The sequence below is a fragment of the Streptomyces sp. Ag82_O1-12 genome (assembly GCF_900182715.1).
GTDB lineage: Bacteria > Actinomycetota > Actinomycetes > Streptomycetales > Streptomycetaceae > Streptomyces > Streptomyces massasporeus.
On the sequence record NZ_FXUW01000001.1, the window covers coordinates 3,609,268 to 3,633,817 of the forward strand.

23 protein-coding genes are annotated in these 24,550 nt (G+C 71.5%); 13 read left to right on the forward strand and 10 right to left on the reverse strand.

From position 1 onward, the window contains the following. Positions 1–192 precede the first annotated feature (192 nt). From QOL88_RS16405 to mscL, 6 genes are all read left to right on the forward strand, one after another. A complete protein-coding gene (locus QOL88_RS16405) occupies positions 193–1,722 on the forward strand; it encodes a potassium/proton antiporter (protein WP_097217139.1) in 1,530 nt (509 codons plus the stop codon). A gap of 266 nt (positions 1,723–1,988) precedes the next feature. Continuing rightward, positions 1,989–3,281, forward strand: a complete 1,293-nt coding sequence (locus tag QOL88_RS16410) for an MFS transporter (RefSeq protein WP_097217140.1) — start codon at positions 1,989–1,991, stop codon at positions 3,279–3,281. Between the two features lie 67 nt (positions 3,282–3,348). Further along, positions 3,349–3,672 (forward strand): FmdB family zinc ribbon protein, encoded by a 324-nt coding sequence (locus QOL88_RS16415; protein WP_097217141.1) that lies wholly within the window; start codon positions 3,349–3,351, stop codon positions 3,670–3,672. Between the two features lie 77 nt (positions 3,673–3,749). Next, the gene (locus QOL88_RS16420; protein ID WP_097217142.1) at positions 3,750–4,610 is read left to right on the forward strand and encodes an S-methyl-5'-thioadenosine phosphorylase; all 861 of its coding nucleotides are present in this window, start codon (positions 3,750–3,752) and stop codon (positions 4,608–4,610) included. A gap of 274 nt (positions 4,611–4,884) precedes the next feature. Further along, complete coding sequence (locus tag QOL88_RS16425; protein ID WP_097223031.1) at positions 4,885–5,400, forward strand: RcpC/CpaB family pilus assembly protein; 516 nt, start codon at positions 4,885–4,887, stop codon at positions 5,398–5,400. Between the two features lie 123 nt (positions 5,401–5,523). Then, positions 5,524–5,982 (forward strand): large conductance mechanosensitive channel protein MscL, encoded by a 459-nt coding sequence (gene mscL / locus QOL88_RS16430; protein ID WP_097217143.1) that lies wholly within the window; start codon positions 5,524–5,526, stop codon positions 5,980–5,982. Between the two features lie 79 nt (positions 5,983–6,061). On the opposite strand, the gene QOL88_RS16435 is transcribed toward mscL, so the two are convergent. Next, positions 6,062–6,241, reverse strand: a complete 180-nt coding sequence (locus tag QOL88_RS16435; protein WP_030845027.1) for a hypothetical protein — start codon at positions 6,239–6,241, stop codon at positions 6,062–6,064. A 56-nt stretch (positions 6,242–6,297) separates the two neighbouring features. On the opposite strand from QOL88_RS16435, the gene QOL88_RS16440 reads away from it, so the two are divergent. From QOL88_RS16440 to QOL88_RS16455, 4 genes are all read left to right on the forward strand, one after another. Continuing rightward, positions 6,298–7,533: a low temperature requirement protein A gene (locus QOL88_RS16440; protein WP_179878875.1), complete on the forward strand. Its 1,236-nt coding sequence runs from the start codon at positions 6,298–6,300 to the stop codon at positions 7,531–7,533. A gap of 192 nt (positions 7,534–7,725) precedes the next feature. Beyond that, positions 7,726–8,754 carry a P1 family peptidase gene (locus tag QOL88_RS16445; protein ID WP_097217145.1) on the forward strand — a complete coding sequence of 343 codons (1,029 nt, stop codon included), beginning with the start codon at positions 7,726–7,728 and terminating at the stop codon, positions 8,752–8,754. Between the two features lie 165 nt (positions 8,755–8,919). Then, complete coding sequence (locus QOL88_RS16450) at positions 8,920–10,137, forward strand: L,D-transpeptidase (RefSeq protein WP_097217146.1); 1,218 nt, start codon at positions 8,920–8,922, stop codon at positions 10,135–10,137. A 180-nt stretch (positions 10,138–10,317) separates the two neighbouring features. After that, positions 10,318–11,064 carry a DUF6227 family protein gene (locus tag QOL88_RS16455; protein WP_097217147.1) on the forward strand — a complete coding sequence of 249 codons (747 nt, stop codon included), beginning with the start codon at positions 10,318–10,320 and terminating at the stop codon, positions 11,062–11,064. Positions 11,065–11,097: 33 nt separating this feature from the next. Here the strand turns inward: QOL88_RS16455 and QOL88_RS16460 are convergent, their stop codons facing one another. The 5 genes from QOL88_RS16460 to QOL88_RS16480 all read right to left on the reverse strand — a co-directional run bounded on the left by QOL88_RS16460 (position 11,098) and on the right by QOL88_RS16480 (position 16,981). Then, positions 11,098–11,256 (reverse strand): hypothetical protein, encoded by a 159-nt coding sequence (locus QOL88_RS16460; protein WP_283445931.1) that lies wholly within the window; start codon positions 11,254–11,256, stop codon positions 11,098–11,100. 117 nt (positions 11,257–11,373) lie between these two features. Next, positions 11,374–13,431, reverse strand: a complete 2,058-nt coding sequence (locus tag QOL88_RS16465) for a PTS fructose transporter subunit IIABC (protein ID WP_097217148.1) — start codon at positions 13,429–13,431, stop codon at positions 11,374–11,376. A gap of 156 nt (positions 13,432–13,587) precedes the next feature. Continuing rightward, entirely contained in the window at positions 13,588–14,535 is a 948-nt protein-coding gene (gene pfkB, locus QOL88_RS16470) for a 1-phosphofructokinase (RefSeq protein WP_097217149.1), read from the reverse strand. Next, positions 14,532–15,293, reverse strand: coding sequence for a DeoR/GlpR family DNA-binding transcription regulator (locus tag QOL88_RS16475; protein WP_097217150.1), 762 nt, complete (start codon positions 15,291–15,293; stop codon positions 14,532–14,534). Before QOL88_RS16475 ends, pfkB begins: the two co-directional genes overlap by 4 nt. 179 nt (positions 15,294–15,472) lie before the next feature. After that, positions 15,473–16,981 carry an MFS transporter gene (locus tag QOL88_RS16480; RefSeq protein WP_097217151.1) on the reverse strand — a complete coding sequence of 503 codons (1,509 nt, stop codon included), beginning with the start codon at positions 16,979–16,981 and terminating at the stop codon, positions 15,473–15,475. 62 nt (positions 16,982–17,043) lie between these two features. On the opposite strand from QOL88_RS16480, the gene QOL88_RS16485 reads away from it, so the two are divergent. Next, positions 17,044–18,042: a helix-turn-helix transcriptional regulator gene (locus tag QOL88_RS16485; RefSeq protein WP_097223032.1), complete on the forward strand. Its 999-nt coding sequence runs from the start codon at positions 17,044–17,046 to the stop codon at positions 18,040–18,042. A gap of 51 nt (positions 18,043–18,093) precedes the next feature. On the opposite strand, the gene QOL88_RS16490 is transcribed toward QOL88_RS16485, so the two are convergent. Then, on the reverse strand, positions 18,094–18,903 hold the full coding sequence (locus QOL88_RS16490; RefSeq protein WP_441349301.1) for a TetR/AcrR family transcriptional regulator: 810 nt from the start codon (positions 18,901–18,903) through the stop codon (positions 18,094–18,096). A gap of 564 nt (positions 18,904–19,467) precedes the next feature. Next, a complete protein-coding gene (locus QOL88_RS16495; RefSeq protein ID WP_097217153.1) occupies positions 19,468–20,466 on the reverse strand; it encodes a sigma-70 family RNA polymerase sigma factor in 999 nt (332 codons plus the stop codon). A 194-nt stretch (positions 20,467–20,660) separates the two neighbouring features. Between QOL88_RS16495 and QOL88_RS16500 the strand changes: the two genes are divergently transcribed. After that, positions 20,661–21,179: a GNAT family N-acetyltransferase gene (locus tag QOL88_RS16500; RefSeq protein ID WP_097217154.1), complete on the forward strand. Its 519-nt coding sequence runs from the start codon at positions 20,661–20,663 to the stop codon at positions 21,177–21,179. A gap of 22 nt (positions 21,180–21,201) precedes the next feature. Here the strand turns inward: QOL88_RS16500 and QOL88_RS16505 are convergent, their stop codons facing one another. Next, positions 21,202–21,987 carry a dioxygenase family protein gene (locus QOL88_RS16505; RefSeq protein ID WP_179878876.1) on the reverse strand — a complete coding sequence of 262 codons (786 nt, stop codon included), beginning with the start codon at positions 21,985–21,987 and terminating at the stop codon, positions 21,202–21,204. An 89-nt stretch (positions 21,988–22,076) separates the two neighbouring features. Between QOL88_RS16505 and QOL88_RS16510 the strand changes: the two genes are divergently transcribed. Beyond that, the gene (locus tag QOL88_RS16510; protein ID WP_097217155.1) at positions 22,077–22,610 is read left to right on the forward strand and encodes a MarR family winged helix-turn-helix transcriptional regulator; all 534 of its coding nucleotides are present in this window, start codon (positions 22,077–22,079) and stop codon (positions 22,608–22,610) included. Between the two features lie 322 nt (positions 22,611–22,932). On the opposite strand, the gene QOL88_RS16515 is transcribed toward QOL88_RS16510, so the two are convergent. Further along, on the reverse strand, positions 22,933–24,474 hold the full coding sequence (locus tag QOL88_RS16515) for an MFS transporter (RefSeq protein WP_097217156.1): 1,542 nt from the start codon (positions 24,472–24,474) through the stop codon (positions 22,933–22,935). Positions 24,475–24,550: the final 76 nt, after the last annotated feature.

Below are 24,550 nucleotides of genomic sequence, written 5' to 3' on the forward strand. Positions count from 1 at the left end.
TTAACTGAGCGCTGGAGCAACGATAGGCGCAGGGCCTTGCGCCCCTTGACGCGGAGTCGGGAACCAGCGCGCACGGACGTTCGATCTTGCCCCCGAGAGTGTCAAGAAATCGTCAAGAGTTAGGTAAGGTAACGAAGTAGTTGGCGCGGTGCGCCACAGCTTCATGTGCGATGTACGTGAGCCCACGCGCGCGTGCGTGCGGGCCAGGGAAGGATTCGGCCGCTGACTGTTCATCACCTCAACCAGCTCCTGCTCGTCTGCTCGCTCGTCCTGCTCGTCGCCGTCGCAGCGGTACGGATCTCCTCGCGCAGCGGGCTCCCCAGCCTGCTCGTGTACCTGGGGATAGGCGTCGCCATGGGCCAGGACGGCGTGGGCGACATCCACTTCGACAACGCCGAACTGACCCAGGTCATCGGATACGCCGCCCTGGTCGTGATCCTGGCCGAGGGCGGTCTGGGCACGAAGTGGAAGGAGATCAAGCCGGCCCTGCCCGCCGCCACGGCACTGGCGCTGGCCGGTGTCGCGGTGAGCGTCGGGGTGACGGCGTCGGCCGCGCACTATCTGATCGGGCTGGAATGGCGGCAGGCGCTCATCATCGGGGCGGTCGTCTCCTCGACCGACGCGGCGGCCGTGTTCTCCGTGCTGCGCAAGATCCCCCTGCCCTCGCGCGTGACGGGCACGCTGGAGGCGGAGTCCGGCTTCAACGACGCCCCGGTGGTCATCCTCGTGGTCTCCCTGTCCACGGCAGGGCCGGTCGAGCACTGGTACTCGCTGCTGGGCGTGATCCTGCTGGAGCTGGCCATCGGCGCGGCCATCGGTCTCGCGGTGGGCTGGCTGGGCTCCTGGGGGCTGCGGCACGTGGCGCTGCCCGCGTCCGGCCTCTACCCGATCGCCGTCATGGCGATCGCCGTGGTGGCGTACGCGGCGGGCGCACTGGCCCACGGCAGCGGCTTCCTCGCGGTGTACCTCGCCGCGATGGTGATGGGCAACGCGCGACTGCCGCACTGGCCGGCCACGCGCGGGTTCGCCGACGGGCTCGGCTGGATGGCCCAGATCGGCATGTTCGTCCTGCTCGGCCTGCTGGTCACGCCGCACGAACTGGGCGACGACATCGTGCCCGCGCTGGTGATCGGGCTGGTGCTGACCATGGTGGCGCGACCGCTCAGCGTGGTGCTGTGCCTGTCGCCGTTCCGCGTGCCCTGGCAGGAGCAGGCCCTGATGTCGTGGGCGGGACTGCGCGGGGCCGTGCCCATCATCCTGGCGACCATCCCCATGGTGCAGGGCGTCGACGCCAGCCGCCGGATCTTCAACATCGTCTTCGTGCTGGTGGTCGTCTACACCCTGGTCCAGGGCCCGACGCTGCCCTGGCTGGGCCGCAAACTGCGCCTCGGCGACGGTTCGGAGGCCGCCGACCTCGGCATCGAGTCGGCACCGCTGGAGCGGCTGCGCGGGCACCTGCTGTCCGTGGCGATCCCCGACGGATCGAAGATGCACGGCGTGGAGGTGGCCGAGCTGCGGCTGCCGCACGGCGCGGCCGTGACGCTCATCGTGCGCGGGGGCGAATCGTTCGTCCCGCTGCCGACGACGATCCTGCAACGAGGGGACGAGCTCCTGGTGGTCGCCACGGATCCCGTCCGTGACGCGACCGAGAGCCGGCTGCGGGCCGTCGGGCACGGCGGCAAACTGGCCGGCTGGCTGGGGACGGACGGAGCGGACCGGTAAGAGGGGTTTTGCCTGCTATGCGATTTGCAAGGCGGACCGGCCCGTGGTGCTCACTTTCACAGGCACGCACCCCTTGATCCCTGTACGATGAAGGCGTTACCCAGATCGAACCAACTCTGCCTGACGCAGAGCTGGCGCGGCCGTATGGCGGTCGGGACACCCCTCCTCACCGGGCCCCGGCATCTACCGCAGTTCCGCGCAAGAGGACAGCTCTCGGCGCCGCCCGCTACGGGGCCGCGCTACCAGGCGGCAGAAAGGCACGGGCCGTGGTGTCCACGGTCACCTCGAAGGCGTCGGAGAACCCGACGGCTTCCGCCCGCCCGGGATACGGCCGGCTGCTGCGCACCCGCGGCGCCTGGACGTTCCTGCTCCCCGGCTTCGCGGCACGTCAGCCGTTCGCGATGCTGACCATCTCCATCGTGCTGCTGGTGCAGCACACCACCGGCTCGTACGGAGCGGCGGGCGCCGCCGCGGCCGTCACCGGTGTCTCCATGGCCCTGTTCGCTCCCTACAGCGGCCGCCTCGCCGATCGCTACGGGCAGCGCGCCGTGCTGATCCCCGGCGTGCTGCTGCACGCGCTGTCCGGGCTGACGCTCACCGCGCTCGCACTGCTGGACGCGCCCCTGTGGGCGGTGTTCGTGGCGGCCGTCCCGACCGGTGCCTCGGTGCCGCAGGTCGGCCCGATGGTGCGGGCCCGCTGGGGCGTGAAGCTCAAGGACTCGCCGCTGATGACCACCGCGGCGGCCTTCGAGTCCGTCACGGACGAGCTGACCTTCGTGGTCGGACCGCTGCTGGCCACCGCCCTGTGCACGGCCGTCGACCCGGCCGCCGGACTGGTCACGGAGGCCTCGCTGACCCTGATCGGCGGCCTGCTGTTCGCCGCGCAGAAGAGCACGCAGCCCTCCGTCGCCGCCGACGGGCACGCGCGCGTGGAGCACGCTTCGGCCCTGCGCGTCCCCGGGGTGCGCGTGCTGATCGTGACCTTCCTGGGCATCGGCACCGTCTTCGGCGGCATGCAGGTCTCGCTGGCCGCGTTCACCGAGTCGATCGGCGAACCGGGCCTGAACGGCGTCCTCTACGGCGTCTTCGCCGCGGGCAACATGCTCTCCGGCGTGGTCTGCGGCGCGATCGCCTGGAAGGCGGCCCCGCAGCGGCGCCTGGTCGTCGGCTACACGGCACTCGCCCTGACCGCGTCGGGCCTGTGGGCCGCCCACTCGGTGCCGGTCCTCGCCGGCCTCGGCCTGCTGGTCGGCATGTGCATCGCGCCCGCCCTGATCACCGGCTACACCCTGGTCGACAGCCTGGTCCCGGCCGGTGCCCGCACCGAGGCCTTCACCTGGCTGACCGGAGCGGTGGCGCTCGGCCAGGCCGCAGCCGTCACCGTCGCCGGACAGCTGGAGGACCGCCTCTGGGGAGGCGCCGGTTTCCTGGTGCCGATGGGCGGCACCGTCCTGGCCCTGGCGACCCTCCTGGCCCTGCGCTCCCGGCTGGTGGCGCGGGGCAACGGCCGGACGGTCGCACGTGGCGTGGGTCACCGCGTGCCGGTGGCAGTGGACTGAACGGCCGGAATACGTCACTATGGATCGTCGTTAGCACTCATCGAGTGAGAGTGCCAGGAGGAAGACAGTGCCGACCTACCAGTACCAGTGCACCGAGTGCGGCGAAGGCCTCGAGGCGGTGCAGAAGTTCACCGACGACGCCCTCACCGAGTGCCCCAACTGCGCGGGCCGCCTGAAGAAGGTGTTCTCGGCGGTCGGCATCGTCTTCAAGGGCTCCGGCTTCTACCGGAACGACAGCCGCGGCTCCTCGTCGAGCAGCTCCCCGGCCGCGAAGTCGTCGAGCACCTCGGGCTCGGGCTCGTCGTCCTCCGACTCCGGCTCGTCGAGCTCCGGCTCGAGCTCGTCGTCGAGCACCAGCAGCTCCTCCAGCAGCAGCACCACCGCCGCGTAAGGCCTGATTCTTACCGGACCCTGTCACCTTCGGGCGACGGGGTCCTCGGCGTTTGTGCCTGCGGTTAGGGTGCGGGCATGGCGAACAAGGCGAACGTGACGGACCAGGCAGGCGCCGGGATCGGCGTCATCGGCGGCTCGGGGTTCTACTCCTTCCTCGACGACGTGACCGAGATCCAGGTCGACACCCCGTACGGGCCGCCGAGCGACTCCCTCTTCCTCGGTGAGGTCGCCGGCCGGCGGGTCGCCTTCCTGCCGCGGCACGGACGGGGCCACCACCTGCCGCCCCACCGGATCAACTACCGGGCCAACCTGTGGGCGCTGCGCTCGGTCGGCGTGCGCCAGGTCCTCGCCCCCTGCGCCGTGGGCGGTCTGCGCCCCGAGTACGGGCCGGGCACCCTGCTCGTGCCGGACCAGCTGGTCGACCGCACGAAGTCCCGCGCCGGCAGCTACTTCGACGGGCAGCCGCTGCCGGACGGCTCCGTGCCGAACGTGGTGCACGTGTCGCTGGCCGACCCCTATTGCCCGTCCGGGCGGGCCGTCGCGCTGAAGGCGGCGCGGGGCCGGGACTGGGAGCCGGTGGACGGCGGCACGCTGGTCGTCGTCGAGGGCCCGCGCTTCTCGACCCGTGCCGAATCGCTGTGGCACCAGGCGCAGGGCTGGTCGGTGGTGGGCATGACCGGCCACCCCGAGGCGGCGCTCGCCCGTGAGCTGGAGCTCTGCTACACGTCCCTGACCCTGGTCACCGACCTCGACGCGGGTGCCGAGACGGGCGAGGGAGTCTCGCACGACGAGGTGCTGCGGGTGTTCGCGGCGAACGTGGACCGGCTGCGGGGGGTGCTGTTCGACGCGGTGGCCGGGTTGCCCGGGGAGGGTGAGCGGGGCTGTCTGTGCGCGAGTGCGCTGGGTGGGATGGACCCGGGGTTCGTGCTGCCGTAGCCGGCAGCCCCCGGCCTCTGGCGGAGGGCGGAACGTGCCGTTCGGGCGAGGGAGTTGTCCACAGGCCGGCGGTGGGTCCACAGGCCTGAGCGGGCGGCGGCGGGAAGCCTCATCGTGGGGAGCGCAAGCCGGTCCCTCGTCGCAGGTGGTGGTCTCCGTGTCCCTCGCTCGTACCTCGGTCGTCCCTTCGTCGCCCTCCGTGTCCCTCGCTCGTACCTCGGTCGTCCCTTCGTCGCCCTCCTGGTCGCTCGCCTCGTGCCCGCCCGGCGCCGAGGTGCCCGCGACGCGTGAGGTGCCGCGGTTCGAGCCGGTGCGGGTTCGCGGCGGTCACCGGTCCGCCCGGCTCGTGCGGCACCGGCGGCGGGCCGTGGCCGTCGGACTCGCCGTCACCGCGACGGCACTCGTGGCGGCGGGCCCGCGCGATTCCGACGGGGCCCGTGGCCATCCCCGGGCCCGGCCTCCCGCGCACACGGCCTCCCTCTCCGGGGAGCAGCCCGCCTACCCGCGCCGCGCCGCCGGGTCGGTGACGGCCCCGGTCCGCATCTCCGACGCGGCCACGGTGCGGCTGCTGCGGCCCGGGGACCGGGTCGACGTGATCGCCGCGGAGGGGACGGTGCCGGGCGGCGACGCCCGGGTGGTCGCGCGCGGGGCCAGGGTGACGAAGGTGCCCGAGCCGGTGGAGGACGGGGGCGACAGCGGAGCTCTGGTCGTGCTGTCGGTGCCGCGGGCCACCGCCGCGCGACTGGCCGGCGCGAGTGCCACGGGGCGGCTGGCGGTGACGCTGTGGTGATGCAGTGCGTGATCCGGTCAGGGCCCTCGTTCGAGGGACCCGAGTACTCGGTTCGGCCCAGGTGTGACGTAGGTTGCGGAGCGTTTTGTTCCACAAGCTGCTCGTACGAGGAGAGGCCCCGAGGTGAGCGAGAAGAAGGAACCGAGCGTCTGGCAGGGCTTCAAGGCCTTCCTGATGCGCGGGAACGTCATCGACCTGGCGGTGGCGGTGGTGATCGGTGCCGCCTTCACCAACATCGTCAACGCCGTGGTGAAGGGCATCATCAACCCGGTCGTCGGAGCCATCGGGACCAAGAACCTCGACCACTACAGCTCGTGCCTGAGCTCGAAATGCCAGGGCGAGCAGGGCATCCAGATCCTGTGGGGTTCCGTTCTCGGCGCCGCCCTGAGCTTCGTGATCACCGCGGCGGTCGTCTACTTCCTGATGGTCCTGCCCATGGCGAAGTACCTGGCCCGGCAGGAGGCGCGCCGGAAGGCGAAGGAGGGCGCGCAGGAGGTCATGGAGGTGACCGAGCTGGAGGTGCTGAAGGAGATCCGGGACGCGCTGATCGCCCAGCGCGGTTCGGGGCACGACCGGCAGTAGCGGCGTCACGGGCGGTGGCCCGGACACTTCGCACGGCGTCGGCGGCGCCCGCGCGGGCGGTTCAGAGGTGGTGGGCGGTTCAGAGGTGGTGGGGCGGCTTCTCGTCCAGGAAGCGCTTGAGGTCCGCCGCGCTGCCGCCGGAGTCGGTGCGCTCGCCCCAGCCGCGGTCGGTGTCGTCGGAGGACTGCTGGTCGAGCGGGTCGTCGAAGACCAGCGCGGGCTTCGGCTCGCGCGGCTCGGGGCCGGGGACGGTACTCATGCGACAAGGGTACGGTCGCGGAGAAATTCCCCGCGCCTTCTGGTGTGCTGGGACCTATGACGTCCAGCTCCGCTCCCCCGCCCGTCCCCTCCGGCGAGCCCGGCATCCGGCAACCCCTGCGCAGGCTCCGGGCCCGTGGCCGCGACGAGGCGCACCGAACTGCCTCGCCGCTGGAGCTCTTCTTCGACCTGTGCTTCGTCGTGGCCGTCGCCCAGGCGGGCATCGAGCTGGTGCACTCCGTCGCCGAGGGGCACGCGGGCCAGGGGATCCTCGACTACGCGATGGTGTTCTTCGCCCTGTGGTGGGCGTGGATGAACTTCACCTGGTTCGCCTCGGCGTACGACAACGACGACGTCCTCTACCGGGTCGTGACGCTGGTGCAGATCGCCGGTGTGCTGATTCTCGCGGCGGGGGTCTCGCGGGCGTTCGAGGAGCACGACTACCTCGTGGTCTGGCTGGGCTACGCGGTCATGCGGGTGGCCATGGCGGCGCAGTGGCTGCGGGCGGCCCGCGCCGCCGAGGGCCCGGAGCGGGCGACGGCCCTGCGCTACGCCGGCGGCGTGCTGACGTGCCAGGTCGGCTGGCTGGGGCTGCTGTTCCTGCCCGAAGGGGCCCGGCCCTGGTGGTTCCTGGTGATGGCGCTGCTGGAGATGTGCGTGCCGCCCTTCGCGGAGAGGGGGCACACCACGTCCTGGCATCCCCGCCACATCGCGGAGCGGTACGGGTTGTTCACCATCATCGTGCTCGGCGAGACGATCGCGGCGGCCACGGTCGCGGTGAAGACCGGCATCGACGAGAACGACGCGCTGGGCGAGCTCCTCCCCATCGCGGCGGGCGGGCTGCTGATCATCTTCGCCGCGTGGTGGATCTACTTCGTGGTGCCCATCCACGGCCATCTGCGGTCCAACCGGCAGGCGTTCCTCTGGGGCTACGGCCACTACCTGGTGTTCGCGTCGGCGGCGGCGATCGGGGCCGGGCTGGAGGTGGCGGTGGAGGAGACGGTCGGCAAGGCGCACATCTCCACGCTGGCTGCGTCGGCGGCCGTGACCCTGCCGACGGCCCTGTACCTGCTCACGGTGTGGGCCCTGCACTCACGCCACTTCAAGCGGGGCATCACCCAGCAGTTGGTGCTGCCGACGACGGCCCTGCTGGTGATCTGCTGCACGTTCCTCGGGCACTGGGCGGTGTTCGCGGCGGGTGTGGTCTGCGCGCTGTCGGTGGTCGCCGGAGAGACGCTGGCGGCCACGCGCCCCGCTGCCCGGCAGAGCGGGCCGGCCACGCACACCGGGTGAGAGCGCCCGCGCTCCGTGCTTCACGACCGTCGCCGGGCTGATCTCCCCTCCCCCGGCAGGTCGGCGGACCGAGGACGGCGCCACCGGCTCGCCCGCTCTCCTCGGCACACCCACCGCCTCGCCCGCGCTCCTCGGCACACCCACCGGCTCGGCACGCCTGCCGGGGCCGGTAGCTCGACGAGACTGTGTGTCATGACAGTTGACGCACTGACGGATGTCTCCGGCCTGCGGGTGGGGCACGCGACACGCACCGGCGACGGTTGGCTCACCGGCACCACCGTCGTCCTCGCTCCGGAGGGCGGGGCCGTGGCCGCCGTGGACGTGCGGGGCGGCGGGCCCGGCACCAAGGAGACGGACGCGCTGGATCCGCGCAATGTGGTGCGGTCGGTGGAGGCGGTCGTGCTGACCGGTGGCAGCGCCTACGGGCTCGACGCGGCGTCGGGGGTGATGGCCTGGCTGGAGGAACGGGGGCGCGGCATCCGGGTCGGGGCGGACCCGGCGCATGTCGTGCCGGTGGTGCCCGCGGCCTGTGTCTTCGACCTGGGGCGGGGTGGCGACTTCCGGGCCCGGCCGGACGCGGCGACCGGTCGGGCCGCGGTCGAGGCCGCCGCGGCGAGCGAGCTCGGCGCGCCTGTGCCCCAGGGGTGCGTGGGCGCGGGCACCGGAGCGGTGACCGGGGTGGTGAAGGGCGGTGTCGGCAGCGCGAGCACGGTGCTCGGTTCGGGGATCACGGTGGCCGCGCTGGTGGTGGCCAACGCGGCGGGGTCGACGGTGGATCCGGAAACGGGGGTGCTGTACGGGGAGTTGTTCGAGGGACGGGTGGAGTACCCGGGGGCGGAGGTCCACGCGGCAGCGCAGCGGCGTCTGGCGGAGACGGCCGCGAGGAGCACGCCGCCGCCGCTCAACACCACACTCGCGGTGGTCGCCACGGACGCGGATCTGTCGAAGGCACAGGCGCAGAAGCTGGCCGGCACGGCGCACGACGGCATCGCCCGGGCGGTGCGTCCGGTCCATCTCCTCAACGACGGGGACACGGTGTTCGCGCTGGCGACGGGTGACCGCGCGCTGGACGCCGCGAACCCGCTCGCCCTGAACGAGATCCTGGCGGCGGGCGCGGACATGGTGACGCGGGCGATCGTCCGGGCCGTACGGGCCGCGGAGACGGTGGACGGTCCGGGCGGGGCGTGGCCGTCGTACGGGGAGTTGTACGCGGGCCTCTGAACAGGCCCGCGCGCACAGCGGATCCACAGCCGGCCCGGAATTTGTCGCGGTTCTGTCACGTGACGGCCTTCATCGGAAACGGACGGAACCCGACCGGCTCCCCCATCCCTCTTCTCCCACGTACTGGAGCGGATCACGCAACATCACACGAACTGGGAGCAGCCCGTGACAACGCCGAACATTTCAGCGCGGCGCACTCTGGGGGCCTGTGCCGCCCTGATGGTCGGCGCCCTGACGCTCACCGCCTGCGGTGGCAGCGCCAACGCCAAGGACGACGAGAAGGACGGCAAGGGCGGCGCCAAGACGTCCGTCGCGAAGATCGCCATCTCGGCCAAGGACGGTTCGACCGGCGCGTCCATCAACTCGACCGGCGTGAAGGTCAGCGACGGGAAGCTGACCGACGTGAAGATGACGGTGTCGGGCAGCGGGCAGACCGTCGCGGGCTCGGTCTCCGGTGACGGCAAGGTGTGGAAGCCGAAGGAGCAGCTGGAGCGCGGGACCAAGTACCAGATATCGGCGACCGCCAAGGACGCGGACGGCCGGACGGCCGCGGCCAACTCCATCTTCACGACGGTGACGACGTCCAACAGCTTCATCGGGACGTACACGCCGGACAACGGCACGACGGTCGGTGTGGGCATGCCGGTGTCGTTCACCTTCGACAAGGCCATCACCGCGCGCAAGGACGTGCAGTCGCACATCACGGTGACCTCCAGCAGCGGGCAGAAGGTCGTCGGGCACTGGTTCAACGGGCAGCGGCTCGACTTCCGGCCGGAGGAGTACTGGAAGGCCGGCTCCAAGGTCACGATGAACATCGACCTGGACGGGGTCGAGGGCGCCGACGGCGTCTACGGGGTGCAGAAGAAGAGGGTCACCTTCACGGTGGGCCGTTCGCAGGTCTCCACGGTCGACGTCAACACCCAGACCATGACGGTCGTGCGGGACGGCAAGACCCTCAAGTCGATCCCGATCTCGGCGGGCAGCCCGGAGCACACCACGTACAACGGGCAGATGGTGATCTCCGAGAAGTTCGTGCAGACCCGGATGAACAGCCGGACGGTCGGTCTCGGCGGCGAGTACGACATCCCGGACGTGCCGCACGCGATGCGTCTGACGACGTCGGGCACCTTCATCCACGGCAACTACTGGTACAACAAGGGCAACCCGCCCTTCGGCCGCCAGGGCACCAGCCACGGCTGTGTGGGTCTCGCCGACGTCCAGGGCGCGGGGGGCAGCACGCCCTCGAAGTGGTTCTACGACAACTCCCTCATCGGGGACGTGGTGATCGTGAAGAACTCCCCCGACAAGACGGTGGCGCCGGACAACGGGCTCAACGGCTGGAACATGCCGTGGAGCCAGTGGGTCTCGGGCGGCACTGCCTGACCTGCCGAAAGTCCGTCCCTTCAGGGGCTTTTGACTGAACCGACCGGGCCGCGCGGGAACCATTCGCGCGGCCCGCGCGTTTTCCCGGACGGACGTTTTCTCGGTTCCCGGACATGATGCCGGACCGAGGGGCTACGGTATGCACCCACAAGGTGACATGCAGCAACGCCGGGAGAAACCTTGAGCGTTCCGTACGAGACGGCAGCGTACGAACCCCACGACTCGCCCGAGTCTCCGGAGGAGCACCTCGCGCGACTCCTCGGCCGCGCCCTGAACTCCTTCGAGCTACCGGACGAGGCGATAAGGCGCCTGGACTGCGCGCTGGCGCACGACGGTTCGCTGCATTCCGCGCACCACAGCGCGGGCCTGCACCGGGAGACGTATCGGCACACGTGGCTGCTCGCCGACGGTTCGGCGCTCACGCTCTGGGAGCTCGTCCACAACACCGCGCCCGGCAGCGAGCCGCAGCACGAGGTGTACGTCGACGAGGAGGAGCTGCGCGCCGCCACCGCGCGACTGCTGCTGCCGCCGGACACCCCGGACTTCGAACTGCCGGTGACGGTGCAGCTCTCCCCTGTCCCGGCGCCCCGGCACGCGTACGCCGCGGAGAACTCGGCGGACCACGCGCGCAGGTTACTGCGCCGGGCGGAGAACACGGACCGGCCGGGCGCCGACACCGCGGACCTGCTGGCCACGGCGTCCGGGCACCAGATCACCCAGGCCTTCGGCCGGCCGTGCCGCGCGGGCCGGGCGGGGCTGGGCTTCTCGCTCTACGAGCACGCGTTCCTGCTGCGCGACGGCGCGGAGGTCTCCCTCTGGGAGGTCGAGCACACGGCGACGCCGGACGGGCGGCACATGTGTGAGGTGTACGTCAGCGAGGACGCGGCGCGCGAGGCGATGGAGCGGCGGGCGGCGCAGCTCTCCTGAGACGAGCCGTGGGCCTGTCGTGCGGTGCGGGTCCTAGACGCCTCTGTCGCCGAGGTGACGCACCAGTTCGGCGAAGGCGTTTCTCTCCTCGGGGGTCAGTTCCACGGACTCCGACCGGGGGCCCGTCTGCCGCTGTTGCGGGAGGGCGGGGAGAGGGTGGCCTTCGGGCCATCGGGAGACGTGCTCGGGCATGCGCCCCAGTAGACACCACGGCCCGGGACAACGGTCCCGGGCCGTGATTTTCGTGATCTATCTCGCAGGTGGCATGAACGGTTCACACGCCCCGAAAGGGGCGAACCTCCAGCCGTTTCAGGCCGCGACGGGCTGCTTCTCCTCCGCCGCCCGGACCGCGCCGCCCTCGCCGGAGGCCGGTGCGGCGCCCGGGGCCGGCTTGCGCATGCCCTTCAGGACGACGACCAGGGCCGTCGTGACACAGACGCCCGCGGCGATGGCGACCAGGTAGAGGAACGGGTTGCCGATCAGCGGGACCACGAAGATGCCGCCGTGCGGGGCGCGCAGCGTGGCGCCGAAGGCCATCGACAGCGCTCCGGTGACCGCGCCGCCCGCCATGGAGGCCGGGATGACGCGCAGCGGGTCGGCGGCGGCGAAGGGGATCGCGCCCTCGGAGATGAAGGAGGCGCCGAGCACCCAGGCGGCCTTGCCGTTCTCGCGCTCGGTCTGGGTGAAGAGCTTGCCGCGTACGGTCGTGGCCAGGGCCATCGCCAGCGGCGGGACCATACCGGCCGCCATCACCGCGGCCATGATCTTCATGGCCGAGTCGCTGGGGCTGGCGACCGCGATGCCTGCCGTGGCGAAGGTGTAGGCGACCTTGTTGACGGGGCCGCCGAGGTCGAAGCACATCATCAGGCCGAGGAGCGTGCCGAGCAGGATCGCGTTGCTGCCGGACAGACCGTTCAGCCAGTCGGTCATGCCCTTCTGGGCCTCGGCGATGGGCTTGCCGATGACGACGAACATCAGGAACCCGACGATCGCCGAGGAGATCAGCGGGATCACCACCACGGGCATGATGCCGCGCAGCGCCGCCGGGACGTTCACCTTCTGGATCGCCATCACCACGCCACCGGCGATCAGACCGGCCGCCAGACCGCCGAGGAAGCCGGCGTTGATGTTGAACGCGATCATGCCGCCGACGAAGCCGGGGACGATGCCGGGCCGGTCGGCCATGCCGTAGGCGATGTAGCCGGCCAGGACCGGGACGAGGAAGCCGAAGGCGACACCGCCGATCTGGAAGAACAGGGCCGCCCAGCTGTCGGCCTGCATCCACATGAAGTGGTCCATCACCGACGGGGCCTTGTTGATCTTGTAGCCGCCGATCGCGAACCCGAGGGCGATGAGCAGACCGCCCGCGGCGACGAACGGCACCATGTAACTGACGCCGGACATCAGCCACTTGCGCAGTTTGGTGCCGTAGCCCTCGCCGGATTCACCCGCGCGCTCCACCGGGGTGGCAGGGGCGGATCCGGAGGTGACCTCGCCGCGCGCCGCCTTCTCGCGGACCTCGGCGATGAGTTCGGCGGGGCGGTTGATGCCCGCCTTCACTCCGACGTCGACGGTGGGCTTGCCCGCGAAGCGCTCCTTCTCCCGTACGGGGACGTCGTGGGCGAAGATCACGGCGTCCGCCGCCGCGATGACCTCCGGGGCTACCCGGGTGAAACCGGCCGACCCCTGGGGCTCGACGGTGAGTTCGACGCCCGCTTCCCGGCCGGCGTTCTCCAGCGACTCGGCCGCCATGTAGGTGTGGGCGATGCCCGTGGGGCAGGAGGTGACGGCGACGATGCGGAACGGGCGCTCCGGGGAGGGCTCTTCGGCGACGGTGTCCTCGTCGGTGACCGTGGCGGCGGCGGGAGAGGCCGCTCCCGCCGACGCCACGGTGTTCTCGGAACCCGCCGGGGCGGGTGCGTCCGGCTCGTCGCCGCGGATCAGGGCCGCGGCGGCGGAGGCGTCGCCCACCGCGCGCAGGGCGTCGGTGAACTCGCTGTTCATCAGCTGCCGGGCCAGCGACGACAGGATCGTCAGATGGGCGTCGTCCGCACCGGCCGGCGCGGCGATCAGGAAGATCAGGTCGGCGGGACCGTCCGCCGCGCCGAAGTCGATGCCGTCGGCGCTGCGTCCGAAGGCGAGGGTCGGCTCGGTGACGTGCTCGCTGCGGCAGTGCGGGATGCCGATGCCGCCGTCGAGGCCGGTCGGCATCTGGGCCTCGCGGGCGGCCACGTCGGCGAGGAAGCCGTCCAGGTCGGTCACCCGGCCCAGGGCCACCATGCGCTCCGCGAGGGCACGCGCCGCCGCTTCCTTGGTGTCGGCGGACAGGTCGAGGTCGACCAGGTCCGCCGTGATCATGTCGCTCATCGCGGGCTCCTTAGCACGCGTATCGCCCGGTGGGCGAGGAGGGGGACGGGGGTGACGGGGAGGGAGGCGGGGCCGGTGAGTAACGAGGAGGGGGCCCGCCGTTCGCGCGTCGGTCCGCGCTGCTCGTCATGGGTCATGAGGCCGGCTCCTTGCAGGTCATGAGGCCGGCTCCTTCAGCACACGGTCCGCCGGGACCTCGGCCGTGACCGTCACCGCCGCCGGGTCCAGGTCACCTGGCGTCGGCATCACGCTGCCGGGCAGCTGGACGGCCGCGGCGCCGTGCGCGACGGCGGAGGCCAGGGCCTCGGGGCCGTTGCCGCCGGCGATCAGGAACCCGGCGAGGGAGGAGTCGCCGGCGCCCACGTTGCTGCGGACGGCGGCCACGCGGGCGCTGCCGAACCAGGCGCCCTCGGCGGAGACGAGCAGCTGCCCGTCGGCGCCGAGGCTCGCGAGGACGGCCCGGGCACCCATCTCACGCAGTTCCTCGGCGGCCTTGACGGCGTCGCCGACGGTGGCGAGGGGGCGGCCCACGGCGCCGGCGAGCTCCTCGGCGTTGGGCTTGACCACGTCGGGCCGCTCACGCAGGGCGGCGAGCAGCGCGGGCCCGGAGGTGTCCAGGGCGATCCGTGCCCCGGCGGCGTGCGCGCGGGCGACGAGGTCGGCGTACCAGGAGGGGGCGAGTCCGCGCGGGAGGCTGCCGCAGCAGGCGATCCAGGAGGCGTCGCGGGACTGCTGTCGCACGGTCTCCAGGAGCAGTTCGCGTTCGGCGTCGGAGAGTTCGGGGCCGGGGGCGTTGATCTTCGTCAGGACGCCGTCGGACTCGGCGAGGGCGATGTTGGAGCGGGTGGCCCCGGCGACCGGGACGGGCGCGACCTCGATGCCCTGCTGGTGGAGCAGGTCGGCGACGAGTGCGCCCGGGGCGCCGCCCAGGGGGAGGACCGCCACGGTGCGCTGCCCGGCCGCGGCGACGGCGCGCGAGACGTTGACGCCCTTGCCGCCCGGGTCCATCCGCTCGCCGGTGGCGCGGATGACCTCGCCGCGGTCGAGGGACGGCACCTCGTAGGTGCGGTCCAGGGACGGGTTCGGGGTGACGGTGAGGATCATGCGCGCACTACTTCCGTGCCGCCGCGCTCGATCGCGACGGCGTCTTCTGGGCTCAGCCCGCTGTCGGTGATCAGCAGGTCCACATCGCTCAGGTCACCGAATCGGGCGAAGTGCTCCTGGCCGTGCTTGGAGGAGTCGGCGAGCAGCACCACCCGGCGGGCGGCGGCCACGGCCGCGCGCTTCACGGCGGCCTCGGCGAGGTCGGGGGTGGTCAGGCCGTGTTCGGCGGAGAAGCCGTTGGCGGCCACGAACAGCACGTCGGCGCGGATCTCGCCGTACGCCCGGAGCGCCCAGGCGTCCACGGCGGCGCGCGTACGGTGCCGTACGCGCCCCCCGATGAGGTGGAGCTGGATGCCGGGGTGGTCGGCGAGGCGGGCCGCGATGGGGAGGCTGTGCGTGACGACGGTGAGGGAGGCCTCCAGTGGGAGGGCGGCGGCCATCTTGGCCACCGTCGTCCCGGCGTCGAGGATCATCGTGCCTTCGCCGGGCAGCTCGGCGAGGGCCGCCTTGGCGATGCTGTCCTTCTCGTCGGCGGCGGTCGTCTCGCGCTCGGCGAGGTCCGGCTCGAAGTCGAGGCGCCCGGCCGGGATGGCCCCGCCGTGCACCCGGCGGACGAGTCCGGCGCGGTCGAGGGCCGTCAGGTCCCGGCGGATCGTCTCCGCCGTCACCTGGAACTGCTCGGCCAGCGACACGACATCCACCCGGCCGCCGTCACGGGCGAGCCGGAGGATCTCCTGCTGCCGCTCCGGTGCGTACATGTCCGTTCGCCTCCGCCTCATGCCCGAACGTGTGGTTTCAGCGGGAGGCTACGCCGAGATTTCCGCAAAGTAAACAGGTTCGGACCCAATCGGGCACAGCCAGAAACGCGGGCGGGCCCGGCACCCGAAGGTGCCGAGCCCGATGTGACCCCAGCCGACAGCCCTGAGGGCACCGGTCCCTAGGAGACCAGCGCCGGTTCCTTCCCCTCCACCGGCGCCTGCTCCCCCTCCACGTGCTGTGCGGGCCGCTTCGGCAGCGCGAACATCAGCAGGAAGATGGCGCCCATCACCGCGGCGACCCAGCCGAGCGCGTTCTGGAAGGCGTCCACGAAGGCCGGACCCATCTGCTCCGGCCGCAGGTGGTCGGAGATCGAGCCGAAGAACACCACCGACACCAGAGCGAGCCCCAGCGCGTTGCCCATCTGCTGCACGGTGTTGATCAGCCCCGACGCCGAACCGGCATGCTCGCGTGGCACCTCCGAGAGGATCGCGTCGGTCAGCGGCGCGACGATCAGGCCCATGCCGACGCCCATCACGACGAGCGGGAGCGCCATCTGCCAGGGGGCGATGGCGAGGCCGTAGTGCCCGGACTCCCAGATGTAGAGGAGCACTCCGGCCGCCATCACCAGCGCGCCCGCCTGGAGCACCTTGCGGCCGAAGCGCGGGACGAGCATCTGCACGGACATCCCGGCGGCCGCCGACACGGCGATGGAGAACGGCACCCCGGTCAGGCCCGCCTTCAGCGGCCTCCAGTTCAGCCCGATCTGCATGTACAGCGTCCACACGAGGAAGAACACGCCCAGCGCGACCCCGAAGACGGTCTGCACGGCGATCCCGGCCGCGAAGCTCTTGACCCTGAACAGCGACAGCTCGACCAGCGGGGAACCGTCCCGTGCGGCCTTGCGCCTCTCGTACGCGACCAGCACCGCGAGGACGACGAGCGAGCCGGCCATCGAGACGTATCCCCACACCGGCCAGTCCAGCTCGCGGCCGCGGATGAGCGGGTAGAGCAGCATCAGCAGGCCCAGCGTCACGAGCGCGACGCCCACCAGGTCCAGCTTCAGGGCGCGCGGCGCCTTGGACTCGGTGATGAAGCGGCTGCCCAGGATCAGTCCGGCGACGCCCACGGGCAGGTTGATCAGGAAGATCGACCGCCACTCCCAGCCGAACAGGTTCCACTCGGTGAGCAGCGCGCCGAGCAGCGGACCGGACACGGCCCCGAGCCCGACGACCGCGCCGAACAGCCCGAACACCTTGCCCCGCTCGTGCGCCGGGAAGGTGGCGTGCACGATCGACAGCACCTGCGGCACCATCAGCGCCGCCATGCCGCCCTGGAGGAAGCGCGAGGCGACCAGCATCTCCGGGTTCACCGCGAGGCCGCACAGCGCGGAGGCGGCCGTGAATCCGCCGATGCCGACGAGGAAGATCCGCCTACGCCCGTGGATGTCGCCGAGCCGCCCGCCGGTGATCAGGCCCGCGGCGAAGGCGAGGGCGTAACCGGCGGTGATCCACTGGATCTGGCTGAAGGAGGCGCCGGACTCCCGCCGGATCGACGGTATGGCGATGTTGACGATCGTCACGTCGACGAGGTCCATGAAGGCCGCGGTCATCACGATCGCGAGGGCGAACCAGCGCCGGCGGTCGGTCCCGCCGCCCGCCGTGCCGAGAGTGGTGTCGGTCGAGTTCATGCCTCGAAGGTAGACCCCCATTAGGTCAGATCGTGTCCTACTGGTGCGGCATCCTCATCGGTATGACGACGGACACTCCGGCTCGGCTGCTGACCCTCCTCTCCCTCCTCCAGACGCCCCGCGAATGGCCTGGCGGCGAGCTCTCCGAGCGGCTCGGGGTGTCCCGCCGCACGGTGCGGCGGGACATCGACCGACTGCGGGAGCTCGGCTACCCCGTCCAGGCGACCAAGGGCGCCGACGGCGGCTACCGGCTGGTCGCCGGCAAGGCCATGCCGCCGCTCGTGCTCGACGACGAGGAGGCCGTGGCCATCGCGGTCGGGCTGCGCGCCGGGGCGGGGCACGCGGTGGAAGGCCTGGACGAGGCGTCGGTGCGGGCGCTGGCCAAGCTGGAGCAGGTCCTGCCGGGCCGGCTGCGCCACCGCGTGGCCACCCTCCAGGCCGCGACCACGCCATGGACCAGCGGTGACGGGCCGAGCATCGCGCCCGAGACCCTGACCGTCATGGCCTCGACGGTGGCCGGGCACGAGCGGCTGCGGTTCGCCTACCGGGCGGCGGACGGCACTCAGACGCGGCGCCTGACGGAGCCGTACCGACTGGTGTCGACGGGCCGCCGCTGGTACCTGGTGGCGTACGACATCGACCGGGACGACTGGCGCACGTTCCGCGTCGACCGGGTCGGCGAGCCGTTCGCCACCGGCGCGCGCTTCGTGCCGCGCGAGCTGCCGACGGGAAACGCGGCGGAGTACCTGCGGCACTCGATGCAACGGCAGCAGCAGGTCTACGACTTCGAGGTCACGTTCGCCGCCCCGGCCGACTTCGTCGCGGCCCGGGTGCCCCACTGGCTGGGCACGCCCGAGCCGTTGGACGACGGCAGCTGCCGGCTGCGGGGATCCGTCGGGGACGCGGTGCAGTGGGTGGCGTTCCGGCTGGCCATGCTGGAGTGCGACTTCGTGGTGCACGAGCCGGAGCAACTCGTCACGGCGGTGAGGCAGTTGGGGGCGCGGTTGAGCAAGGCGGCGGGCGGTGGGGACGCGGGCGGGGGTGTGAGGGGCGCGGTGTGAGCCCTCGCCTCGCATCCACCGCGGCAAGCCCCGCATCCATCGCGCGCAATCTCACGGCCCCCACGGGAAGTCCCGGAGCGCCGTGAGGTTGCGCAGGGCGAGTTCCGCGGGCCCGTCCGGACCGTCGACGGGGCCGTCCCCCGCGGCCCACGCCTCCAGCGCGGCACGTACGGCGGCGCTGGCCACGGCGGCGGCGAAGCGCAGCTCGGGGGTGGCGATGGGGGGCGGGTGAGGGGTCGCGGTGGGGGGCGGGTGAGGGGTTGCGGTGGGGGGCGGGTGAGGGGTCGCGGTGGGGGGCGGGTGAGGGGTCCCGGTGGAGGGCGGGTGAGGCGTCGCGGTAGGGGCTGGTTCAGGCTCGGCGGCAACGTTGTCGAGGCCCTCCGCGGAGACCTCGGAATCCCCGGCCGTCCCAGGGGCCCCGGCCGCCCCAGGCACCCCGTCTGTCCCAGGGACCCCGACACGTGTCACCCGTTCTGCCAGCACCTCCGCCAGCAGCCGCTCGGACGCCTGGCAGACCTCCGCCCACACCCTGCGCAGGGACGGGGTCGCCTCGGCCAGCCGCAGCAGCGTGCGGACCCACTCCCAGGAAGACGCCGAGACGCCGACGCCCGGGGTGAGGGTGTGGCGGACCCCCTGTTCCAGGGCGTGGAGCACGCCTGCGTCGGCGGGGGCGGCGCGCACCGCCTCCACCCAGCGCTGGGCGCCGGCCGCGTAGAGCGGGGCGACGGCTTCTTCCTTGGTGGCGAAGTACCGGTAGAAGGTGCGCGGTGCGATACCGGCGGCCTGGGCGATGTCCTCCGCGCGGGTGGCGCGCAGGCCGTGCCGCACGAAGAGGCCGGCCGCGGCCCGGGCGATCTCCATGCGTGTTTCGGACTTCCGTCGCTCGGTCAGCGAGGACGGAGGCGGGGTCGGGGTGGTGCTGCTCACGCCCGGCAGGCTATGCCCATGTGACACAATCTGCCATCTGGCGGGCCACCCCGTGGTTCAGGTACGGGGTGGCCCGCCCTCCACCATCCGGGTCGGCGCCCGGCACGAAGAGAGCCGGGCTCCGACGTCCGGGGGGAAGGACGCCGAAGCCCGGCCTCGGGGAAAGTCCCGGCGCCGGGGGGAGTGCGACGGGACTTGGCTGTTGGGGGTCAGGGGTGTGACCCCGGGCCCGAACTGGTGGACCCAGAAGTCTTGTTCCCTGAGTCCGCGAATTGAAGCGGCGTTACATCGCCATGTTTGCGCGGTCTTTCGCCACCCGGCGTACGCGGTGCCCTCCGGGCGCACACGATCCGTCACCCACTGGCCGTGGGGACGGGCCGTACGCCCGGACGCTCACCGTCTCGCCGATGTCCGGCCGCCGCGCGAACGCGATCTCGCCGCCGCGCGAACGGGATCTCGCTACCACGCGAACACGGTCACGCTTCCGCGCGAACAGGGTCACGCCGCCGCGTCGAACCCCGTGCTGCGGGCGAGCTTCTTCAGCTCCAGCAGCGCGTGCTTCTCGATCTGCCGGATGCGCTCGCGGGTCAGGCCGTGCTCCTTGCCGACCTCGGTCAGCGTGCGCTCCCGGCCGTCCTCGATGCCGTAGCGCATCTTGATGATGGACGCCGTGCGCTGGTCGAGCCGGCCGATCAGGTCGTCGAGCTCCTCGCTGCGCAGCAGCGTGAGCACCGACTGCTCGGGCGACACCGCCGAGGTGTCCTCCAGGAGGTCGCCGAACTGGGTCTCGCCCTCGTCGTCCACCGACATGTTCAGCGAGACCGGGTCGCGGGCCCAGTCGAGCACGTCGGTGACGCGCTCCGGCGTCGAGCCGAGCTCGGCGGCGATCTCCGCGGGCTCCGGGTCCCGGCCGTGCTCGCGGTTGAACTCGCGCTGCACACGGCGGATCCGGCCGAGCTCCTCCACGAGGTGGACGGGCAGGCGGATCGTACGGGACTGGTCCGCTATGGAACGGGTGATGGCCTGGCGGATCCACCACGTCGCGTACGTGGAGAACTTGAAGCCCTTGCGGTAGTCGAACTTCTCGACCGCGCGCACCAGGCCGGCGTTGCCCTCCTGGATCAGGTCCAGCAGCGGCAGGCCGCTGCGGGGGTAGCGGCGGGCGACCGCGACGACCAGGCGCAGGTTGGAGCGGATGAAGACGTCCTTGGCCCGCTCGCTCGCGTCGACCAAGGCCCGAAGCTCCTCGGGCGAGGCCCCGGCCTTGTTCTCCTCGAGGCCGTCGAGGATCTGCTGTGCGAACACACCCGCTTCGATGATCTGGGACAGCTCGACCTCCTTGGCGGCGTCGAGCAGTGGTGTGCGCGCGATCTCGTCGAGGTACATGCCGACCAGGTCGCGGTCGGCGATCTCGCCGCCATGGGCGCGAACACTGCTTGCCGCGTCGGCCGTCTCGCCGGTGGCGGACTGACGACGGGCGACGGCACGGGTTGCCATGCGAGCTCCCTTGCGATGGTGAGGTCAGCGGGTGGTCCTTCGGACGCTGGACTCCGTCTTCCGGGACTCTCCGGACTCTCCTCGGGTGCCCTGCATCCGATGGAAACAACGACTGGAATCAGGACAGAATTCCCAACCCGGCCTCCGATTTTTCTGATCATGCAGTACCCTGTCCGGCCACACAGGGAGGCACGATGCCGTCGCAACGTACAGAGGTGCAGGTCAGGCCGGGAGTCGAGGGTGACCTCGAGGCCCTCACGGCCCTCTACAACCACTATGTACGTGAGACGGCGATCACATTCGATACCGCGATCTTCACTCCGGAGGAGCGCCGCCCTTGGCTGCTCTCCCACCCTGAAGACGGACCGCACCGCCTGATGGTTGCCACGACGGCGAACCCACAGGAGATTCTGGGCTACTCCACATCAAGCCCTTTCCGAACGAAGCCGGCCTATGCCACCTCCGTGGAAACGACCGTGTACGTCGCCCCGGAGGCCGGCCGGCGCGGCGTCGGCACGCTCCTCTACACGGCCCTCTTCGAGGCCCTGTCCGGCGAGGATCTGCACCGCGCGTACGCGGGTATCGCGTTGCCGAACGAGGCGTCGACCCGGCTGCACGAGCGCCTCGGTTTCCGGTACGTCGGCACCTACCGGGAGGTCGGCCGCAAATTCGGCCGCTACTGGGACGTGGCCTGGTACGAGAAGCCGCTGTAGGCGCCCGTTCCCCGGGTCCTTCTCAGCCGAACTGCACCGACCGCTTCGCCAGCCCCATCCAGAACCCGTCGATCACGGACTTCTGCACTTCCAGCTCACCGGCCGCGTCGGCGGCGCCCATGGTCACGAACAGCGGGGCGAAGTGCTCGGTGCGCGGGTGGGCCAGCTGCCCCGCGGGCGACTTGCGGGTGAAGTCGAGCAGGGCGTCCACGTCACGCGCCTCCAGCGCCCGCCGGCCCCAGTCGTCGAACTCGGACGACCAGGCGGGGATGCCGCCCTGCCGGAGCGCGGCCAGGTTGTGGGTGAAGAAGCCGGAGCCGACGATCAGCACACCCTCGTCCCGCAGGGGGGCGAGCTTTCGGCCGATCTCCAGGAGCCGGACCGGGTCCAGCGTCGGCATGGACACCTGGAGGACCGGGATGTCGGCCTCCGGGTACATCTCGACCAGCGGCACATACGCGCCGTGATCGAGGCCGCGGTCGGGGACGTCCTGGACGGGCACGCCGGGGGCGCGCAGCAGCTTGCGTACGGACTCGGCGAGCTCCGGTGCGCCGGGGGCGTCGTACGTCACCCGGTAGTAGTGCTCCGGGAAGCCCCAGAAGTCGTAGACGAGCGGGACGGTCTCGGTGGCGCCGAGGGCGAGCGGGGCCTCCTCCCAGTGGGCGGAGACGATCAGGATGGACTTGGGGCGCGGCAGTCCGGCGGACCAGGCGGCCAGCTCACCCGGCCAGACCGGGTCGTCCGCCAGGGGCGGCGCGCCGTGACTGAGGTACAGAGCGGGCATGCGCTCCTGGGTGGCGGCGGACATGCTGCGGCTCCTTCCAAAACATGGTTCCCTACAAAACTGTACGGGCCATTTGTTTAAAGTTCAAGGAGGGTCCACGTAGAGTGGAACACATGAAGGCACCCGCATCCGCACCGGCACAGGGCTCCGCCGCGGAGCCCCAGGAACCGCGCTGGCTCACCGACGAGGAGCAGCGCGTCTGGCGCTCGTTCATGGAGGGCGTCACCCTCCTCGACGACCATCTCGACCGGCAGCTGCAGCGCGACGCGGGCATGCCGCACGTCTACTACGGCCTGCTGGTCAAGCTCGCCGAGGCACCGCGGCGGCGGCTGCGGATGACCGAGCTCGCGATGCTGGCGAAGATCACCCGGTCCCGTCTCTCGCACGCCGTCGCCCGTCTGGAGAAGAACGGCTGGGTACACCGGGAGGACTGCCCCGACGACAAGCGGGGCCAGTTCGCCGTCCTCACGGACGAGGGCCTGGAGGTGCTGCGGCAGACCGCGCCGGGCCATGTGGAGGCCGTACGCCAGGCGGTCTTCGACCGGCTCTCCCCGGAACAGCAGAAGTCCCTCGGCGAGATCATGCGGATCGTCGCAGAGGGACTTCAGCCGACCGAAGCGGGTGCGGACCTGCCTTGGCTCCGCTGACACGGGAGCGGAAGCCGGTGGTGTGCCCTGGCTCCGCTGACACGGGAGCGGAAGCCGGTGGTGCGCCCTGGCTCCGCTGACACGGGAGCGGACGCGGACCTGCCCCGGCTGCGCTGACGCCGAAGCGGGAGCGGATATGCCCTGACTCCCCGACGCGGGAGCCACGGACGCGGACCTGCCCTGGCTCCGCCGGCGCCGAGGCGGACGGGGACCTGCCCTGCTCCCATGACGCGGGAGCAGGGCAGGTCCTGGATTCCGTAGGTGCGGGGCGTCCCCTTCCCCGTGCCTACGACAGGGCCCGAAGGGGTGCGGTGCGCGGCCGTCAGTGGGCGACGACCGGGATCTTCACCTCGTCCGCCACGTCCTCGCCGGAGGACGCCACCGTCGTACCGCCCGGGCGGCCGGCGTTGACGAACGTCAGGGCGATCGCGGCGGCCACCACGAGGATGCCGACGGCGAACCAGATGGCGCTGGTGTAGCCCTGGACCATGGCCTCCAGCTGGACCAGCTGCTGCTGGGACCGGCTGGTCGCCCCGGCGATGTGGTCGGCGACGTACGCCGTGGTCGCCGAGGCGGCGATGGTGTTCAGCAGGGCCGTGCCGATCGCGCCGCCCACCTGCTGCGAAGTGTTGACCATCGCGGAGGCGACACCGGCGTCCCGCGGCTCGACGCCCTGAGTGGCCAGCGACATGGCCGGCATGAACGCCGTACCCATGCCCAGGCCGAGCAGCAGCATCGCAGGCAGCAGCAGGGCGGCGTACGAGGAGCCGATCTCCAGCTGGGTCAACAGCAGCATGCCGAGCGCGGCGACCAGGAAGCCGGGGCCCATCAGCAGGCGCGGGGCGACCCGGGTCATCAGGCGGGTGCCGATCTGGGTGGAGCCGGTGATCATGCCCGCGATCATCGGCAGGAAGGCGAACCCGGTCTTGACCGGCGAGTAGCCCTTCACGATCTGCAGGTAGTAGGTCAGGAAGAGGAACAGGCCGAACATCGCGATGATCGCGAGACCGAGGGAGAGGTAGATCCCGCCGCGGTTGCGCTCGGTGATCACGCGCAGCGGCAGCAGCGGGGCCTTGACCTTCGACTCGACGAGCACGAAGGACGCCAGCAGCACGGCCGAGGCGACGAACATGCCGACGGTGACAGAGTCGCTCCAGCCGTTGGACTCGGCGCGGGTGAAGCCGTAGACGAGGGCGACCAGGCCGAGGGTGGACAGGATGACGCCGGGGATGTCGAGCGCGGAGCGGTTGCGGCCGCCCTCGGGCTCACGGATGACGAAGTAGGCGCCGGCCGCGGCGACGATGGCGAACGGGATGTTCACGAAGAACGTCCAGCGCCAGTCCAGGTACTCGGTGAGGAAGCCGCCCAGGATCAGGCCGACGGCACCGCCACCACCGGCGATCGCGCCGTAGATGCCGAACGCCTTGGCGCGCTCCTTGGCGTCGGTGAACATCACCGCGAGCAGGGAGAGCGCGGCGGGCGCGAGCAGGGCACCGAAGACGCCCTGGAGGGCACGGGCGCCGAACATCATCGCCTCGTTGGTGGCCGCGCCGCCGAGCGCGGAGGCCGCGGCGAAGCCGCCCAGACCGACGACGAAGGCCTTCTTGCGGCCCCACAGGTCGGCTATCCGGCCGCCGAACAGGAGCAGACCGCCGAAGGCGAGGGCGTAGGCCGTGACGACCCACTGCCGGTTGCCGTCGGAGATACCGAGGTCCTGCTGGGCGGAGGGCAGGGCGATGTTCACGATGGTGGCGTCCAGGACGACCATCAGCTGGGCGAGCGCGATGAAGACGAGCGCTTTCCAGCGCCCGGCATCCGGTTCCGCGGCCGGAGCGCGGAGAGCCTTTGAGGCTGTTTCAGACATGGGGATACCCACTTCGGGACTTCGTGACGGAAAAACGGGACGTCGTAACGGAAAAAGGGCGACGAAAGCAGACGGC